This is a genomic window from Caballeronia glebae (assembly GCF_001545035.1).
Lineage (GTDB): Bacteria > Pseudomonadota > Gammaproteobacteria > Burkholderiales > Burkholderiaceae > Caballeronia > Caballeronia glebae.
The window spans coordinates 1-15,955 of the sequence record NZ_FCOJ02000010.1; the positions used below are offsets into that span (position 1 = coordinate 1).

Below are 15,955 nucleotides of genomic sequence, written 5' to 3' on the forward strand. Positions count from 1 at the left end.
CGCACTCAGTCCGATTGAATACCGGGAGAGTCTGGGGCTGACGACATAAACCAGTCCAAGAATTCCGCCGCACCCCCAAACCGGACATTACTAAAAAGCTCTGACACAGGAGATGTTGATAATTTATCTTATGTAAAATCGCAAACGCACCCCACGAAACGACAACCATCACCGCTTCAATCCATCTCACTCGCTCGCTCCAGCAAAAACGCCCGTTCCCGCCCATTCTTCGTCAGCGACGCCGCGCGCTCGAACTCCGCGCGCGCCTCGTCCTTTCGCCCGAGCCTCGCCAGCAGATCGGCCCGCACGCTTGGCAGCCAGTGATAGCTTCTAAGCGCGGGCATGTCCGCGAGCGTGTCGACGATCGGCAGCGCCGTTTCGGGCCCATACGCCATGCTCACCGCGACCGCGCGATTCAGTTCGACCACCGGCGTCGGCGCGGTCTGCATCAACGCGTCGTAGAGCGCGACAATCATTGGCCAGTCGGTGTCGGCGGCGCTCGGCGCGCGCGCATGGCACGCCGCGAGCGCCGCCTGCAACGCGTACACGCCGCGCGCACCGCCCAGCGCTTCGGATCGTTTCAGCGCCGCGAGCCCGCGCCGGATCAGCAGCGGGTCCCAGCGGCTGCGGTCCTGATCCGGCAAGAGGACCGGCCGGCCTTCCCGGTCGACGCGCGCCTTCGTTCTCGACGCCTGAATCTCCATCAGCGCGACGAGGCCGTGAACCTCGCTCTCATCCGGCGTCAGTTCCGCCAGGATGCGCCCGAGCCTCAGCGCGTCTTCGCATAACGCGGGACGCATCCAGTCGTCCCCCGCGGTCGCCGCGTAGCCTTCGTTGAAAATCAGATAGATCACTTCGAGCACCGAGCCGAGCCGCGCGGCGCGCGCGTCGGCTTTCGGCACTTCGAACGGCACGCGGGCCGCCGACAAGGTGCGCTTCGCCCGCACGATGCGCTGCGCGATCGTCGGCTCCGGCACGAGAAACGCGCGCGCGATCTCATCGGTCGTGAGGCCGCCGATCAGGCGCAACGTGAGCGCGGCGCGCGCATCGAGGGACAGCACCGGATGGCATGCCGTGAAAACGAGCCGCAGCAGATCGTCGCCGATGTCGTCCTCGCGCGCAGCATCGAGCGCATCGACGAAATCGGGTGTGATGTGCGCTTCCCGCGCGTCGAGATCGCGTCCGTATTCTTCGTGCTTGCGCGCGTGCAGCGCGTGCTGCCGCAGACGGTCGAGCGCCTTGTTCTTCGCTGTCGTCATGAGCCACGCTCCCGGCTTCTCGGGCACGCCCACGCCCGGTCGGCTCCAGTGTTCCAGCGCGGCGACGAACGCGTCCTGCGCCAGTTCCTCGGCGAGCGCGACATCGCGCACCACGCGCGCCACGCTCGCGATCACCTTCGCGGACTCGATGCGCCACACCGCGTCGATGGCGCGCCTGGCGGCATCGTCCGCTGTGCTTCGCCCGTTCGCGCGGCCGCTCACGCCGCTTCCGGATTCATGTGCACGAGCTCCCAGATATGGCCGTCGAGATCCTCGAAACCGTGGCCGTACATAAAGCCGTGATCCTGCGGTTCACGCGGCGCGCGTCCGCCCGCGGCGACGGCCTTCGCGACCAGCTCGTCGACTTCCGCCCTGCTCTCGCACGACAGGCACACGAGCGTTTCGGTGCTCGCGTGTGCATCGGCGATCGGTTTTTCGGTGAAGGTCTGAAAGAATTTTTCGACGAGCAGCATCGCGTAAATGTTTTCGCCGATGACGAGACACGCGGCGTCGTCGTTCGTGAACGCCGGATCGAAACTCAGGTCCAGCGCCTTGAAAAAGGTCATCGAGCGCTTGAGGTCGCGAACCGGAAGGTTCACGAAAATTTGTTTGTGCATGGCGGAAGTCTCCAGTCTGGATCGTGACGCGGGACGCGCGATCGCGGCCGTTACATGCACGACGATCCGAGCGCGCGAAAATCGACACGAATCTCACGAATAGCAGGGTCCGACTTTGCGGACTTCGATGGTGCACCACCGCGCCGCCGGACATTCGGCGGCGATCGCAACGGCTTCCCCGCGCGTTTCGCAGTCGATCAGAAAGAATCCGCCGATCATTTCCTTCGCTTCGGCGAACGGTCCGTCGATGACGCGGGCATCGCCGTTCGTTGCGTCGACGCGCGCCGCGTCCCTGAGCGACGTCAGCGATTCGACCGCGCGCAGCACGCCGCGCGCCTTGAGCTCTTCCGCGAATTCCCCCATCTGCCGATACGCCTCGCGCCCCTCCTCCTCCGTGCGCTGGCCGCGCTGTTCGACCGGTTCCACGACGAGTAGCAAATAAGCCACGACGAACCTCCGAAAGTTTTTTCGATGGCGTTCAAGTTAAACCGTCGCGCGGGCGTCGGCAAGGCCCGCTCCGTTCGGACCTTTTTGCATCGCATGTTTATCTCGATATTGACAAGCGTCGTCGCGCCACACGATACTGCGACACATGCACGCAGCCCTCACACTCTCCATCGCCGCGATTAAAAACCGTATGAACGCCATCCGTGGCGGGTCATCGGGACAGCGTGTGCGCTAGCGAGACAGGCAAGCAAACAGATTCCGAAGGCCCCGCCGCAAGACGGGGCCTTCTTGTTTTTGCGTGCAAGGTTCCGTCTTCGGCTCACATCATGGAGAGCAAAGATGGAAGAGGTATCGCAAGTTTTCGCGCGTCATGGCGTCGGTCACGGCGTGGCGTCGGGCCGCCTGAGCGCATCGGGCGCGCGCGTCGTGGTCTATGTCGAAGTGCATCCGCATCAGATGGTCTCGTGGCGGCTCGCGCGCGACGCCGAACTGCGTATCGGCGATGCGTCGGCGTCGTCAATCTGGCTGACGCGTCATCGCGATCCGTACGATTACTGGATGAAGCCCGGCGACGTCGTGCGCCTGTCGCGCGGCGAGCGCGTGTGGCTCACGTCCGAAAGCGATCAGCCGGTCGAAGTGTCGCTCACCTCGTATCGCGTTGCGAAGCGCGGGTTCGTGTCGCGCTGGCTCGCGAGGCACTGGCCGCGCATGGCCGGGCAACGCGCGAACGCGCTCTGAAAATGCGAATGCTCACGGCTCGACGCAGCGAAAGCTCGCCGCGACGTTGACGCTGCCCTTGCCCAGATAGCGCGGGTAGTTCGGATAACGGCATATCGGCCGCGTGCGTCCGTTGGTGGCGGGCGCGATGTCGCTGCCGACGAGCGTTTCCGGCGCGACGCCGTTGCTCACCCATTCGTCGAGCGCGCCGAGTTCGTCCCACGCGGGAATGAACACGCCGTTGCCGTGCTGAAATCCCGGCACCATGTAGAGCCGCATGAACGAATCGACGCGATCCCGGCCATAACGATCGATGAGTCCGCGATAGAACGCGATCGTCTGATTCGGGCTGATGACTTCGTCGGCGAGGCCGTGCATCGCGATGATCTTGCCGCCATGCGCGATGAACGCGGAGAAATCCGGGTTCATCGCGCCGACGGTGTACGCGAGCGTGATGAGGCGCTGCCTGAAGCGGCCGGGATCGTCGAGGTCGAACGTGAGCGAGCTGAACGCGAGATCGCGCGTGACGAAGTGGCGGATATACGCATCGCCTTGCGCGAACAGATAGCCGTTCGCGGCGAACGTCGGCGGGCTCAGAAGCGTCGGTGAATCGCCGAGACCGAGCATGCTGGAGAAGTCCACGCCCTGAAACACGTTGTAGCCCGGATAAGTATCGACGTCGTAGGCGAGCGGATACGGCAAGCTGACGCCGTCGCGCAGCGTCTCCAGCGTGTCGATCTGCGCGTCCGACAGGCAACTGTCGCGCAAGGAAGGCCGCTGTCCGCTCGTGCAACGCAGCGACGCGATGATCTGCGGCTCAAGCTTGCGGCACGCCTCGACATTGCTCACGATGCCGTCCGCCGCGCCGTCGAGCCGGTCGCAATCGTGAACGACGGTCTCGAACACGCGCCGCTGCTGCGCGAGGCCGACGAAGCCGCCCGGCTTCGCATACGACGCCTGCCCGAGCATCACGCCCATCAATCGCACGCCGGAAAAGTTGATGGCGGGCGCGTTGGCGATAACGCCGTCGTAGTCGTTCGGAAAGCGCTCAATCACCGTGAACCCCTCGCGGCCGCCGGTCGAGCCGCCCGCGAAGTAGGTTTTTTCGGGGGCGCGTCCGTAGCCCATCTGGATCAGCGTGAGCGCGACGTCGCGGGTTTTCTTCAGATGCCCGAAGCCGAAGTTGACGATCGCCTCGTCGTTGCCGGCGAAGTCCGCGCGCCCCGAATTGCCCACGTGCCCCGAATCGGAGCCGAAGGTCGCGTAGCCGCGCGCGAGCGGCGTCGAATCGGGTGCGAAGGACATCGGCTCCGTGCCGGACACGATGGTGCCGTTGTAGCCGCCGCCGCCCATCTGCAGCGCGCGGCCGTTCCAGCGGCTCGGCAGATTCACTTCGAAGCGGATGTCGGGCGTCGAGTCCTGCAGCGCCCTGATGAAGCCGGTGATGCGGCAGTATTCGCCGTTGCGGTTGTTGAGCGCGGCCGCCTTGACGACCGACGCCGAGACGATCGTCGCGCCGCGCGTCGGCAAGCCGATGATCGACGCGGGCACGGTTTTGCCTTCGAGATCGGCGCAGTGCTTCGTCAGGTAAGTCGCCGCGTGGGCGTTCGAGCATGCCGCGAGCGCGACCGCCACGAGCAGCGCGCGGATACGAGACAGATCGGAGGTAAGAAGGAGGAAGAACCGCAACACGTCTTTAAAGTGGCCGCTTCAAACGCCGCACAATATATAAGAACCGTTTTGAGATAGCCATTCGGGTCTGCCGGCCGTTGCAGCGGCACAACCGGCTTTCTGTCTTGCGCACGTCATTCGCCGTCCCATTCGCCGCGCAGGTCGCTGTGCTCCAGAAGCTGTAGCAAGGTTTCGGCCGGGCGGCTCAGATGTTTCGCGCCGAACGCAATGAACTCCACCTCGGGCAGCACGGGCAACTCCGCGCGATTCACCGGCGGCGCCAGTCCGCGCGCCGCCAGAAAATGCGAACGCACGGTCAGTCCGAGTCCGCCGCGCGCCGCCGCGATGCAGCCCGCGTGGCTGCTGCTCGTGCAGACCATCTGCCAGCTTGCGCCCGACATCGCGAGTGAATCGAGCACGACGCCGCGCGTGACGCTCGGTTCCGCAACGAGGATGAGCGGCAGCGGCTCGTTCGTCTCGACGACGGTTCCCGGCTTCGCGAGCCATTCGAGCCGGCCCGAGAAAAGCCGCGTGCCGCGCGCATCGCCGAGACGGCGCTTGCCGACCGCGAGATCCAGTTCGCCCGCATCGACCATCTGATAGAGCCGTCCCGTCATGCCGATGGTGATTTCCAGTTCGACATCGGGATGCGTGTCGCGAAACGCCGCGAGCACGCTCGGCAGTGGTCCGAGCGCGATATCGTCCGACGAGCCCAGCCGCACGCGTCCGCGCAGCCGCGGCGAACTGAATTGCGACTGCGCGTGAGTCATCGCTTCGAGAATCACGCGAGCGTGTACGAGCATGGCTTCGCCGTCGGCGGTGAGCGCGAGCGAATGCGTGTCGCGCACGAAAAGGCGTCGCCCAACGCTCTCCTCCAGCCGACGGATATGCTCGGAAACGCTCGATTGCCGGAGGCCGAGTTGCCGTCCTGCATCGGTGAAACTGTGCGACGCGGCCACCGTCGCGAACGTGGTCAGCCAGACTGGATTGAGCATGCGATATTGTCATCGCGAATACCGATGACAGTCAATGTGGTTAGCGGTCTTCCCGATGACCCGACAAGTCATTAAGATTTCACAATGCGCCGGCAAACCGGTTTCAAACCGCTTGCGGATGACTTTCGAACACGCGCGCGGCTCAAGGAAACACCCCTTCACATGACAAGACAGTCCTCGCACACGGCACTCCTCTGGATCGTCGCCGTGGGCTTTTTCATGCAGGCGCTCGACACGACGATCGTCAACACGGCGCTGCCTTCGATCGCGCGCAGCCTCGACGCCGCGCCACTCGCGATGCAGTCGATCGTGGTCGCCTACACGCTGACCATGGCGTTGTTCACGCCCGCCTCCGGCTGGCTCGCCGACCGCTTCGGCACGCGCCGCGTCTATCAGGTGTCGATTTCACTGTTCGTGATTGGCTCGCTCGCCTGCGCGAGCGCGCATTCGCTGAACCAGCTCGTACTCGCGCGCGTGCTGCAGGGCATCGGCGGCTCGATGCTGCTGCCGATCGGCCGGCTCGCCGTGCTGCGCGCCGTGTCGGGCGAAGCCTACGTTTCCGCGCTCGCGATGATTTCCGTCGCCGGCCAGGTCGGTCCGATTCTCGGCCCGACGCTCGGCGGCTGGTTCGTCGAGTCGTTCTCGTGGCACTGGATCTTCCTCATCAACGTGCCGATCGGCGCGGTCGGCCTCTACGCGGTGCAGCGCTTTCTGCCGAACGACACGAGGCACGACGCCCCGCCCTTCGACTTCGTCGGTTGCGGCTTGCTGTCGATGTGCATGGTGTCGTTCTCGCTCGCGCTCGATTCTCCGGTCGAGACGCATCGCGGCGCGGTGTCGGCGGCGCTCTTCGCGCTCGCGGCCGTGTCGGCGTTCGCCTATGTTCCGTACGCCCGCCACAAGCGCAATCCGCTCTTTCATCTCGCGCTCCTTCGCGAACCGAACTTCAGCGTCGGGCTGATCGGCAATCTGCTTTGCCGGATCGGATCGAGCGCCGTGCCGTTTCTGCTGCCACTTCTGATGCAGCTCGAACTCGGCTACAGCCCGCTTCACTCGGGCCTGATGATGCTGCCGATCGCCATCGCCGGCACGATCAGCAAGCGCTGGATCGCGCAACTCGTGAAGCGTTACGGCTACGACATGTTCCTGCTCGTGAACACGGCACTCGTCGGTGCGTCGATCGTCGCGTTCGCGCTGTTCTCGCCGACGCTGCCGCTCGCCATCGAAATCGCGATTCTCGCCGTGTTCGGCGCGTGCAACTCGATGCAGTTCGCCGCGATGAACAGCGTCACGCTCAAAGGCCTGTCGAGCAAGGACGCGGGTAGCGGCAACAGCCTCTTCTCGATGGTGCAGATGCTCGCGATCGGCCTGGGCGTGTCGATCGGCGGCTCGCTCGTGCAGTTGTTCCAGGGGCCGTTCTCCACCTCGACCGGTTTCAAGCTGAGCTTCGTGTGCATGGGCGTTGTTACCTTGTTGTCGGGCGTCGTATTCCGCTATCTCGATTCCGCCCCGCAAGGCGCCGCGCCCGTGCGCGCCGGCACTTCCTGAACGTTGGGGCTATCCTGTCAGCCCGATCGAATCGTTTTCTTCTGGAGCGCAATCGTGCAATACCGCAAATTCGGCAACACCGGTCTCACCGTTTCGCGTCTCACGCTCGGCACGATGACCTTCGGCCTGCAAACCGAGGAAGACGTGTCGCGCAGCATCATGGACCGGGCGGCGGACGCGGGCGTCAATTTCATCGACACGGCGAACGTCTACCCGCTCGGCAGCGGGCACGATCTCGCGGGCCGCACCGAGGAAATCGTCGGCCGCTGGCTCAAGGGCCGGCGCGACAACTACATTCTCGCGACCAAGGCCGTGCATGAAATGGGGCCGCTCGCGTGGCACAAGGGCGCATCGCGCAAACATCTGCTCGACGCGATCGACGCGTCGCTCAAACGGCTGAATACCGATTACGTCGATCTCTATCAGCTTCACAACGACGATCACGACACGCCGCTCGACGAGATGCTCGAAGCGCTCGACACCATCGTGCGGCAAGGCAAGGTGCGCTATATCGGCGTGTCGAATTTTCTGGCGTACCGGCTCGCGCGCGCACTCGGCCGCGCGGATGTGTTGCACGCCGCGCGCTTCGTGTCGGTGCAGCCGCGCTATAACCTGCTCTTTCGTCAGATCGAGCGCGAATTGCTGCCGCTCGCGACCGAAGAAGGACTCGCCGTCATTCCATACAATCCGCTCGCGGGCGGACTGTTGACGGGCAAGCACAGTTACGATGCCGGCCCGAGCGAGGGACGCTTCACCGGCGCGGTCGGCAAGGCGGGCGCGATGTACACGCAGCGCTACTGGCACGAGCGCGAGTTTCACACCATCGAGCAGATCAACGAGATCGTTGCGCCGACCGGACGCTCGCTCGCGAGCACCGCGCTCGCGTGGGTGCTGGCGAATCCCGCGGTGACTTCGGCGATCATCGGCGCGAGCCGGCCCGATCAGTTGAACGAGACGCTCGCGGCCGTCAACCAGCCGATCGATCCCGAAATCAAGGCGAAGCTCGACGAGGCGACGGCCGAGTACCGCTTCGGCGACGCGTTGCGCTAATTCTTAAGGCGCGAGCCGCGCGCGCGATACACGCCTTCGAGCGAGTAGATCGCGAGCGCGGCCCAGATCGCGCCGTAGCCGATCAACTGATCGTGCCCAAAGAATTCGTGATAGATCACGACGCCGATCAGCAATTGCAGCGACGGCGTGATGTACTGAATGAGCCCGAGCATCGATAGCGGAATGCGCCGCGCGCCCGCCGCGAAAAGCAGCAGCGGCACCGCGGTCACGGGCCCCGCGGCCGCGAGCAGCAGTTTCACGCCGAGCGAGCCATGCTCGAAACCGCTGCCGCCGTGCGAATTCAGGAAGAAGAGATACAAGAGCGCGACGGGACACAGCAGCATGGTTTCGAGCGTGAGCCCTTCGAGCGCGCCGAGCGACGCGGTCTTGCGCAAAAGCCCGTAGCCGCCGAAGGTCAGCGCGAGCGCGAGGCTGATCCACGGCGGCGCGCCGTTCACCCACGTCAGCCACGCGACGCCCGCCGCGGCGATCGTCACCGCGAGCCACTGCACGGGCCGCAGCCGCTCGTGCAGAAACGCCATGCCGAACAGCACGTTGACAAGCGGATTGATGAAGTAGCCGAGACTCGCCTCGACGATGCGCCCGTCGTTCACCGCCCAGATATAGATGCCCCAGTTCGCCGAGAGCAGCACGGCGCTCGCGGCGAAGCGCGCGAGCAGACGCTTGTCGCGCAGAACCGGGCCAAGCCATTTCCACTGACGACGCACGGTCATGACGATCAGCAAAAACGCCATCGACCACGCCATGCGATGCGCGAGCATTTCGACCGCGCCGATCGAATGCAAGGCCTTGAAGTAGATCGGAAAAAGGCCCCAGATGGCAAAGGCCGCGAATGCGTAGACGACGCCTGGATTCATTGTTCGATGCGTAGAGCGGATACGGCCCCGCACGAACGATCGGCTCGTTCGCTCGCGCCTGCTCGCCGTGTCGACGGAAAGCGATCCGCAAGGATTGGAAGCCGGATTTTAGTCGACGCGCGGGGTTCGGCTCCAGCGGCGCGCGCACGATTGCCCGATTGCTGCAATTTCGCAGCGAACCCTTGGACGAATTCTTGCTCGAACCCTGACCGCGACAGCCGTCCGAAGCACCGTGCCAGCAGCATGGCCCGCTTCGCGACGGCAATTCGTCCTTTCGCTTGTCTCACTGGTCGCTAATGAATAACCACACTGACCATCAGAGTTTTTTCCATATCCTGCTGTGCGCCGTGACGCTCGCGCTCGGGTGGGTGCTGCTGCCGTTTTTCGGCGCGATCTTCTGGGGCGCGATTCTCGCCATCCTGTTCCAGCCGATGCAGCGTTACCTCGCCGCGCGCTTCGGCAAGCGCCGCAATCTCGCCGCGCTGACGACGCTCGCCGCCGCGATCCTCATTGTCATCATTCCGGTGGCGATCGTCGCGGTGACGCTCGTGCAGGAAATCGCCCTCGTCTATGCGCGGATCAAGAGCGGCGAGCTGAATTTCGGGCTTTATTTTCAGCACGTCTTGCATGCGCTGCCGGCGTCGGCGCAGCAACTGCTCGGTCGTTACGGGCTCGACGACATCGGCGGCGTGCAGCGCAGGCTGATGGAAGGCGCGTCGCAGATCAGCCAGTTCGCCGCGACGCAGGCGCTGTCGATCGGGCAGAACACGTTTCAGTTCGTCGTCAGCTTCGGCGTGATGCTCTATCTCGTATTCTTTTTGCTGCGCGATGGCGGAGAGATCGGCCGGCGCATCCGCCGCGCGATTCCGCTCGATCCCGAACCGAAGCAGCATCTGATCGCGAAATTCACCACGGTGGTGCGCGCGACGGTCAAGGGGAACATCGCGGTTGCGGCCGTGCAGGGATTGCTGGGCGGGCTGATTTTCTGGATTCTCGGGATCGGCGGCTCGTTGCTGTGGGGCGTGCTGATGGCGTTTCTTTCGCTCTTGCCCGCAGTCGGCGCGGCGATCGTGTGGGTGCCCGCCGCGCTCTACTTCTTCATGACGGGGGAGATCGTCAAGGGCCTGATTCTCGTCGTGTTCTGCGTCGTGGTGATCGGGCTCGTCGATAACGTGCTGCGGCCGATTCTCGTCGGCAAGGATACGAAAATGCCCGACTGGGTCGTGCTCATTTCGACGCTCGGCGGAATGGCGCTCTTCGGCATCAACGGGTTCGTGATCGGGCCGCTGGTCGCGGCGCTGTTCATGGCGAGCTGGGATTTGTTCTCGCAGGACGAGGCGAGCAAGCGGTAGCCGTCAACGCGCACAAAAAACCGGCTCTGATTCAGAGCCGGTTTTCGTTTGAAGCATGAGCTTGGTCAGCGCGTATTCGGTGCCACATATCGGCATTCGAAGCGCTTCCTCACCGTCCCGTTCTCATCGACGCTTTCGACATAAACGTCGAATTGCCACAAGCGCGCCATGTGCTTGAGCACTTCGTCGCTGTCGTTCGCGAGATGGCGGTTGTCGGTCATGAAATGCCGCAGCGTAAGACTGCGGTCGCCGCGCGTGTTCACCGAATACACCTGAATATTCGGCTCGCGATGATGGATGTCGTACTGCCGCGACAGCGCCTGGCGCACATAGCGATATCCGCTGCCGTCGTGAATGGCCGACACTTCGAGCGCGTCACGCATGTCGTCGTCGAGAATCGAGAACAGACGCATCTCCCGAATCAGGTGCGGCGACAAATACTGCGCGATGAAGCTCTCGTCCTTGAAGTTGCGCATCGCGTAGTGCAAGGACTCCAGCCAGTCGCTGCCGGCGAGTTCCGGGAACCACTCGCGGTCCTCGTCCGTCGGGTTTTCGCAGATGCGGCGAATGTCGCTCATCATCGAAAAGCCGAGCGCGTACGGATTGATGCCGCTGTAATACGGCTTTGTCACCGGCGGCTGATACACGACGTTCGAATGCGAGTGCAGGAACTCCATCATGAAGCTGTCTTCGAGACGGCCTTCGTTGTAGAGCGTGTTCAGGAGCGTGTAGTGCCAGAACGTGGCCCAGCCTTCGTTCATGACCTGCGTTTGCCGCTGCGGATAAAAATACTGCCCGATCTTGCGCACGATACGGATAACTTCCCGCTCCCACGGTTCGAGCAACGGCGCATTTTTCTCCGCGAAGTACAGCAGATTCTCCTGCGGTTCCGGCGGATACCGGCTTTCGGTTTCCTCCGGCGAAGGATCTTTGCCCTTGGGCAGCGTGCGCCACAGTTCGTTGACCTGCGATTGCAGATACGCTTCGCGCTCGCGACGCATCGCCGCTTCCTTCGCGAGCGAGAGTTTTTGCGGCCGCTTGTACCGGTCGACGCCGTAATTCATCAGCGCGTGGCACGAATCGAGCAGTTCCTCGACGCGATCGAGGCCAAAGCGCTCCTCGCACTCCGCGATGTAATTCTTCGCGTAGACGAGGTAATCGATGATCGCGTGCGCGTCCGTCCAGAGCCGGAAGAGATAATTGCCCTTGAAAAACGAGTTGTGCCCGTAGGCCGCGTGAGCGATCACGAGCGCCTGCATCGTCATGGTGTTTTCTTCCATGAGATACGCGATGCAAGGATTCGAATTGATGACGATTTCGTACGCGAGGCCCATCTGCCCACGCCGATAGCCTTTCTCGGTCGCGAGAAAGTGCTTGCCGAACGACCAGTGCCGATAATTCACCGGCATGCCGACGGACGCGTAAGCGTCCATCATCTGCTCGGAACTGATGATTTCCAGTTGAATCGGATAGGTGTCGAGGCCGTAACGGTTCGCGACGCGTGAAATCTCGGCGTCGTATTCTTCGATGAGCTCGACGGTCCAGTCCGACGGGCACGGCAGCGGTCGCCGTTTCTCCGAAACATTCATTCTGCCTTCCTCGTGCGCCTCGTCTGCCTTCGCGGACGCCTTGCGTTGCTGGGCTTCTGGTTCGAGCTGGGAATCGGCACTACTATCGTCCGCGCCTTCCAGCGGGTACCCGCGCGTCTCTTCATGCGAATGCCGCTTCGTCATGCGGCCGCCTGCTGTTTCTCGAACAGCTCACGGAATACCGGATAGATGTCCGCGGCCGAATCGACTTTCTTCATCGCGAGTTCGGGCGCGCCCATCGCAAGCTGAGCATACTCCAGCCAGAGATTTTGCTCCTCCGGCGCAACTTGAATATAGGCAAAATACCGGACCTTCGGCAGGATGTCTTCCGCGAGCAGCTTGCGGCACTTCGGGGAATCGTCCGTCCAGTTGTCGCCGTCCGACGCCTGCGCGCCGTAAATGTTCCATTCACTCGGCGAATAGCGCTCGTCCATGATCTTCTTCATGAGTTCGAGCGCGCTCGACACCACCGTGCCGCCGCTTTCCGTCGAATGGAAGAACGTGTCTTCGTCGACTTCCTCGGCGCGCGTATGGTGCCGGATGAACACCACTTCGATCTTCTCGTAGTTCCGCTGCAGGAACAGGTACAAGAGAATGAAGAAGCGCTTGGACAGATCCTTGCGTTGCTCGTCCATCGAGCCGGAGACGTCCATCAGACAGAACATCACGGCCTTGCTCGAAGGCGTAGGCTGCTTCACGCGATTGATGTAGCGCAAATCGAACGGATCGATGAACGGAATGCGCGTGATCCGGCCCTGCATGATGACGATATCGGCTTCGAGCCGCGCGATGTCTTCCGGATCGGCGTTCTCGTCCTTCAACTGTTCGAGCTGACGCTCCATCTCGCGCAACTGCGAGGCGAGCGGCCAGCCGAGCGCGATGCGTCGTCCGAGCGCGCTGCGCAGCGATCTCACCACGTCGATGTTGTTCGGCGTGCCTTCGGCCGCCCAGCCCGCGCGCACGTTCTTCCAAGTTGGCACGGCGAGCAGTTGCGTTTTGACGAGGCGCGGCAGTTCGAGGTCGTCGAAGAAGTACTGCATGAATTCTTCGCGCGACAGTTCGAAAACGAAATCGTCCTGCCCTTCTCCCTCGTTGCTCGCGCTCTTGCCACCGCCGCCCGCGCCGCCGGGCGGACGCGGAATCTTGTCGCCGCGTATGTAGTCGGCGTTGCCCGGATGGACGAACTCGCGTTTGCCGCCCGGTCCGTGACGGAACGAGGGCTCGGAGATGTCCTTCTTGGGAATGGTGATGCTCTGGGTGCTTTGAATGTCTTTGATACTGCGATCGCGCACCGCGTCGGAAACCGCGCGGCGAATGAAACCCTTGACGCGTCGCAGGAAGCGCTCGCGATTGGCGATGCTCTTGTTCTTGCCGGCTAACCTGCGGTCGATGATTTGGTGCAGCACATCCAGTCTCCCGCGTTATTGGCGAGGGGCGAGGCGCTGCGCGAAGCTTCGACTGGCCGCAGCGTCTCTGTCTCGCAAACTGTCCACTGTGCGGTCCGGTTGCAATTCACGCGCCCGGGCCGCCCGGACATTCCTGACTATCGCTTTGCGCGGGACCGGAGCCGGACGCTTCGTGCGCCGGTTCCCGTCTTGCCTCACATCACGACGACTTGCGCACGCGCAGATACCAGTCGCACAGGAGCCGGACCTGCTTCGGCGTGTAGCCCTTCGCGACCATCCGATTAACGAAGTCCTCGTGCTTGCGTTGCTCTTCGGCCGATCCTTTCGCGTTGAACGAAATGACCGGGAGAAGTTCTTCGGTGTTGGAGAACATCTTCTTCTCGATCACCACGCGCAGCTTCTCGTAGCTGATCCACGCGGGATTCTTGCCGCCATTGGCCGCACGCGCGCGCAACACGAAGTTCACGATCTCGTTGCGGAAGTCCTTCGGGTTGCTGATGCCCGCGGGCTTCTCAATCTTCTCCAGTTCGGCGTTCAGCGCCGAGCGATCGAAGCTCTCGCCGGTGTCGTGATCGCGGAATTCCTGATCCTGAATCCAGAAGTCCGCATACGTCACATAGCGGTCGAAGATGTTCTGTCCATACTCCGAATACGACTCCAGATAAGCCGTCTGGATCTCCTTGCCGATGAACTCGGCGTAGCGCGAAGCCAGCACGTCCTTGATGAACGACAGATACTTCTGCTCCGTTTCCGGCGGGAACTGCTCGCGCTCGATCTGTTGTTCGAGCACGTACATGAGATGCACCGGGTTCGCCGCGACTTCGCTCGAATCGAAGTTGAACACGCGCGACAGGATCTTGAACGCGAAGCGCGTGGACACGCCCGTCATGCCTTCGTCGACACCCGCGTAATCGCGATACTCCTGGTACGACTTCGCCTTCGGGTCCGTGTCCTTCAGGTTCTCACCGTCGTAGACCTGCATCTTCGAAAAGAGGCTGGAGTTCTCCGGTTCGTGCAGACGCGTGAGCACGGCCATCTGCGCCATCATCTTGAGCGTGCCCGGTGCGCAAACCGCCTCGGCGAGGGACGAATTGCGCAGGAGCTTCTCGTAGATCTTGATCTCTTCGCCGTAGCGCAGGCAGTACGGCACCTTCACGACGAAGATACGGTCGAGCAGCGCTTCGTTGTTCTTGTTGTTGCGAAACGCCTTCCACTCCGACTCGTTCGAGTGCGCGAGGATCACGCCGTCGAAGGGAATCGCACCGAAGCCTTCCGTGCCCTTGAAGTTGCCTTCCTGGGTCGCGGTGAGCAGCGGGTGCAGCACCTTGATCGGTGCCTTGAACATTTCGACGAATTCCAGCAAGCCCTGATTGGCGAGGCACAGGCCGCCGGAATAGCTGTACGCGTCGGCGTCGTCCTGCGAATAGGTTTCGAGCTTGCGGATATCCACCTTGCCGACGAGCGACGAGATGTCCTGATTGTTCTCATCGCCCGGCTCGGTTTTCGCAATGCCGATCTGACGAAGAATGGAGGGATAACGGCGCACCACGCGGAACTTGCGAATGTCGCCGTTGTACTCGTGCAGGCGCTTCACGGCCCACGGCGAGAGGATGCTCTTGAGATAGCGGCGCGGAATGCCGTACTGCTCTTCGAGCACCGGACCGTCTTCGTCGTAATCGAAGACGCCGAGCGGTGATTCGTTGACGGGCGAGCCCTTGATCGAATAGAAGGGCACGCGTTCCATGAGTTGTTTCAGTCGTTCGGCGATCGACGACTTGCCGCCGCCCACGGGACCCAGCAGATACAGGATCTGCTTCTTTTCTTCCAGACCTTGTGCCGCGTGCCGGAAGTACGACACGACGTTCTCGATCACTTCCTCCATTCCGTAGAACTCGCGGAATGCCGGATACACCTTGATGACCTTGTTCGCAAACACACGCGATAAACGCGGATCGAGACGAGTGTCGACCATCTCCGGTTCCCCGATGGCCGTCAACATGCGTTCGCCCGCTGTTGCATATGTGGCAGGATCTTCTTTGCAGAGCGCGAGATACTCTTCGAGCGAGAATTCCTCCTCGCGAGTTTTTTCGAAGCGGGTCGCGAAACTGCTGTAGATATCCATGCTACCTCCTCGCCGAAGTCAGAAAGCTATGTCGTGCGCAACGCGCGTAATCGAAACGACATCGCTTGAAATCATCCTAAACCCTTTCGAATTTTTTTTCACGCACTTGCGTTGTTCATTTGCTTCGAAGAATTCCTAGGTTGGTGAGTTATTTTCGTTCACCTACAATCCTCATCCCAATGTCGCTATCCTCATGCTCGACATGGTCTTTGCCTGTTCGGTTCCCCGCGCTCTTTGCTACTTATCTACTGCTTCTGTCCGCCAATGCGACGTGCGCCTCACATGCGCGCGTTGATCATCGCCT

General features: G+C 62.4%; 13 protein-coding genes. 4 read left to right on the plus strand and 9 right to left on the minus strand.

What is annotated here, in order from left to right; translation table 11 throughout:
• Positions 1-176 precede the first annotated feature (176 nt).
• The 3 genes from AWB82_RS09005 to AWB82_RS09015 form a co-directional block, all read right to left on the minus strand.
• Positions 177-1,481 carry an RNA polymerase sigma factor gene (locus AWB82_RS09005; RefSeq protein ID WP_086966791.1) on the minus strand — a complete coding sequence of 435 codons (1,305 nt, stop codon included), beginning with the start codon at positions 1,479-1,481 and terminating at the stop codon, positions 177-179.
• Positions 1,478-1,876: a VOC family protein gene (locus tag AWB82_RS09010; protein WP_086966792.1), complete on the minus strand. Its 399-nt coding sequence runs from the start codon at positions 1,874-1,876 to the stop codon at positions 1,478-1,480. The genes AWB82_RS09005 and AWB82_RS09010 overlap by 4 nt, the downstream gene beginning before the upstream one ends.
• Before the next feature lie 93 nt (positions 1,877-1,969).
• Complete coding sequence (locus tag AWB82_RS09015; RefSeq protein WP_086966793.1) at positions 1,970-2,323, minus strand: YciI family protein; 354 nt, start codon at positions 2,321-2,323, stop codon at positions 1,970-1,972.
• A 339-nt stretch (positions 2,324-2,662) separates the two neighbouring features.
• Between AWB82_RS09015 and AWB82_RS09020 the strand changes: the two genes are divergently transcribed.
• Positions 2,663-3,061, plus strand: a complete 399-nt coding sequence (locus AWB82_RS09020; protein ID WP_086966794.1) for a DUF2917 domain-containing protein — start codon at positions 2,663-2,665, stop codon at positions 3,059-3,061.
• Between the two features lie 12 nt (positions 3,062-3,073).
• Here AWB82_RS09020 and AWB82_RS09025 read toward each other — a convergent pair whose 3' ends face one another.
• A complete protein-coding gene (locus AWB82_RS09025; protein WP_086966795.1) occupies positions 3,074-4,732 on the minus strand; it encodes a tannase/feruloyl esterase family alpha/beta hydrolase in 1,659 nt (552 codons plus the stop codon).
• 113 nt (positions 4,733-4,845) lie between these two features.
• The gene (locus tag AWB82_RS09030) at positions 4,846-5,706 is read right to left on the minus strand and encodes a LysR family transcriptional regulator (RefSeq protein WP_086966796.1); all 861 of its coding nucleotides are present in this window, start codon (positions 5,704-5,706) and stop codon (positions 4,846-4,848) included.
• Positions 5,707-5,790: 84 nt separating this feature from the next.
• On the opposite strand from AWB82_RS09030, the gene AWB82_RS09035 reads away from it, so the two are divergent.
• Both AWB82_RS09035 and AWB82_RS09040 read left to right on the plus strand, forming a co-directional pair.
• The gene (locus AWB82_RS09035; protein ID WP_268811021.1) at positions 5,791-7,254 is read left to right on the plus strand and encodes a DHA2 family efflux MFS transporter permease subunit; all 1,464 of its coding nucleotides are present in this window, start codon (positions 5,791-5,793) and stop codon (positions 7,252-7,254) included.
• Between the two features lie 54 nt (positions 7,255-7,308).
• Positions 7,309-8,304, plus strand: a complete 996-nt coding sequence (locus tag AWB82_RS09040; RefSeq protein WP_086966798.1) for an aldo/keto reductase — start codon at positions 7,309-7,311, stop codon at positions 8,302-8,304.
• Here AWB82_RS09040 and rarD read toward each other — a convergent pair.
• On the minus strand, positions 8,301-9,182 hold the full coding sequence (gene rarD / locus AWB82_RS09045) for an EamA family transporter RarD (protein ID WP_086966799.1): 882 nt from the start codon (positions 9,180-9,182) through the stop codon (positions 8,301-8,303). The two genes, AWB82_RS09040 and rarD, sit on opposite strands and share 4 nt — an antisense overlap.
• A 296-nt stretch (positions 9,183-9,478) precedes the next feature.
• On the opposite strand from rarD, the gene AWB82_RS09050 reads away from it, so the two are divergent.
• Positions 9,479-10,534, plus strand: a complete 1,056-nt coding sequence (locus tag AWB82_RS09050) for an AI-2E family transporter (protein WP_086966800.1) — start codon at positions 9,479-9,481, stop codon at positions 10,532-10,534.
• A gap of 65 nt (positions 10,535-10,599) precedes the next feature.
• Here AWB82_RS09050 and AWB82_RS09055 read toward each other — a convergent pair whose 3' ends face one another.
• The 3 genes from AWB82_RS09055 to AWB82_RS09065 form a co-directional block, all read right to left on the minus strand.
• Complete coding sequence (locus tag AWB82_RS09055) at positions 10,600-12,267, minus strand: SpoVR family protein (RefSeq protein WP_086966801.1); 1,668 nt, start codon at positions 12,265-12,267, stop codon at positions 10,600-10,602.
• The gene (locus tag AWB82_RS09060) at positions 12,264-13,529 is read right to left on the minus strand and encodes a YeaH/YhbH family protein (protein WP_086966802.1); all 1,266 of its coding nucleotides are present in this window, start codon (positions 13,527-13,529) and stop codon (positions 12,264-12,266) included. Before AWB82_RS09060 ends, AWB82_RS09055 begins: the two co-directional genes overlap by 4 nt.
• Before the next feature lie 199 nt (positions 13,530-13,728).
• A complete protein-coding gene (locus AWB82_RS09065) occupies positions 13,729-15,651 on the minus strand; it encodes a PrkA family serine protein kinase (RefSeq protein ID WP_086966803.1) in 1,923 nt (640 codons plus the stop codon).
• Positions 15,652-15,955: the final 304 nt, after the last annotated feature.

Coding starts and splice junctions, on each gene's coding strand:
- AWB82_RS09010 (WP_086966792.1), bottom strand. CDS start 1,876: ATGCACAAACAAATTTTCGTGAACCTTCCGGTTCGCGACCTCAAGCGC.
- AWB82_RS09020 (WP_086966794.1), top strand. CDS start 2,663: ATGGAAGAGGTATCGCAAGTTTTCGCGCGTCATGGCGTCGGTCACGGC.
- AWB82_RS09030 (WP_086966796.1), bottom strand. CDS start 5,706: ATGCTCAATCCAGTCTGGCTGACCACGTTCGCGACGGTGGCCGCGTCG.
- AWB82_RS09035 (WP_268811021.1), top strand. CDS start 5,791: ATGCGCCGGCAAACCGGTTTCAAACCGCTTGCGGATGACTTTCGAACA.
- rarD (WP_086966799.1), bottom strand. CDS start 9,182: ATGAATCCAGGCGTCGTCTACGCATTCGCGGCCTTTGCCATCTGGGGC.
- AWB82_RS09050 (WP_086966800.1), top strand. CDS start 9,479: ATGAATAACCACACTGACCATCAGAGTTTTTTCCATATCCTGCTGTGC.
- AWB82_RS09055 (WP_086966801.1), bottom strand. CDS start 12,267: ATGACGAAGCGGCATTCGCATGAAGAGACGCGCGGGTACCCGCTGGAA.
- AWB82_RS09065 (WP_086966803.1), bottom strand. CDS start 15,651: ATGGATATCTACAGCAGTTTCGCGACCCGCTTCGAAAAAACTCGCGAG.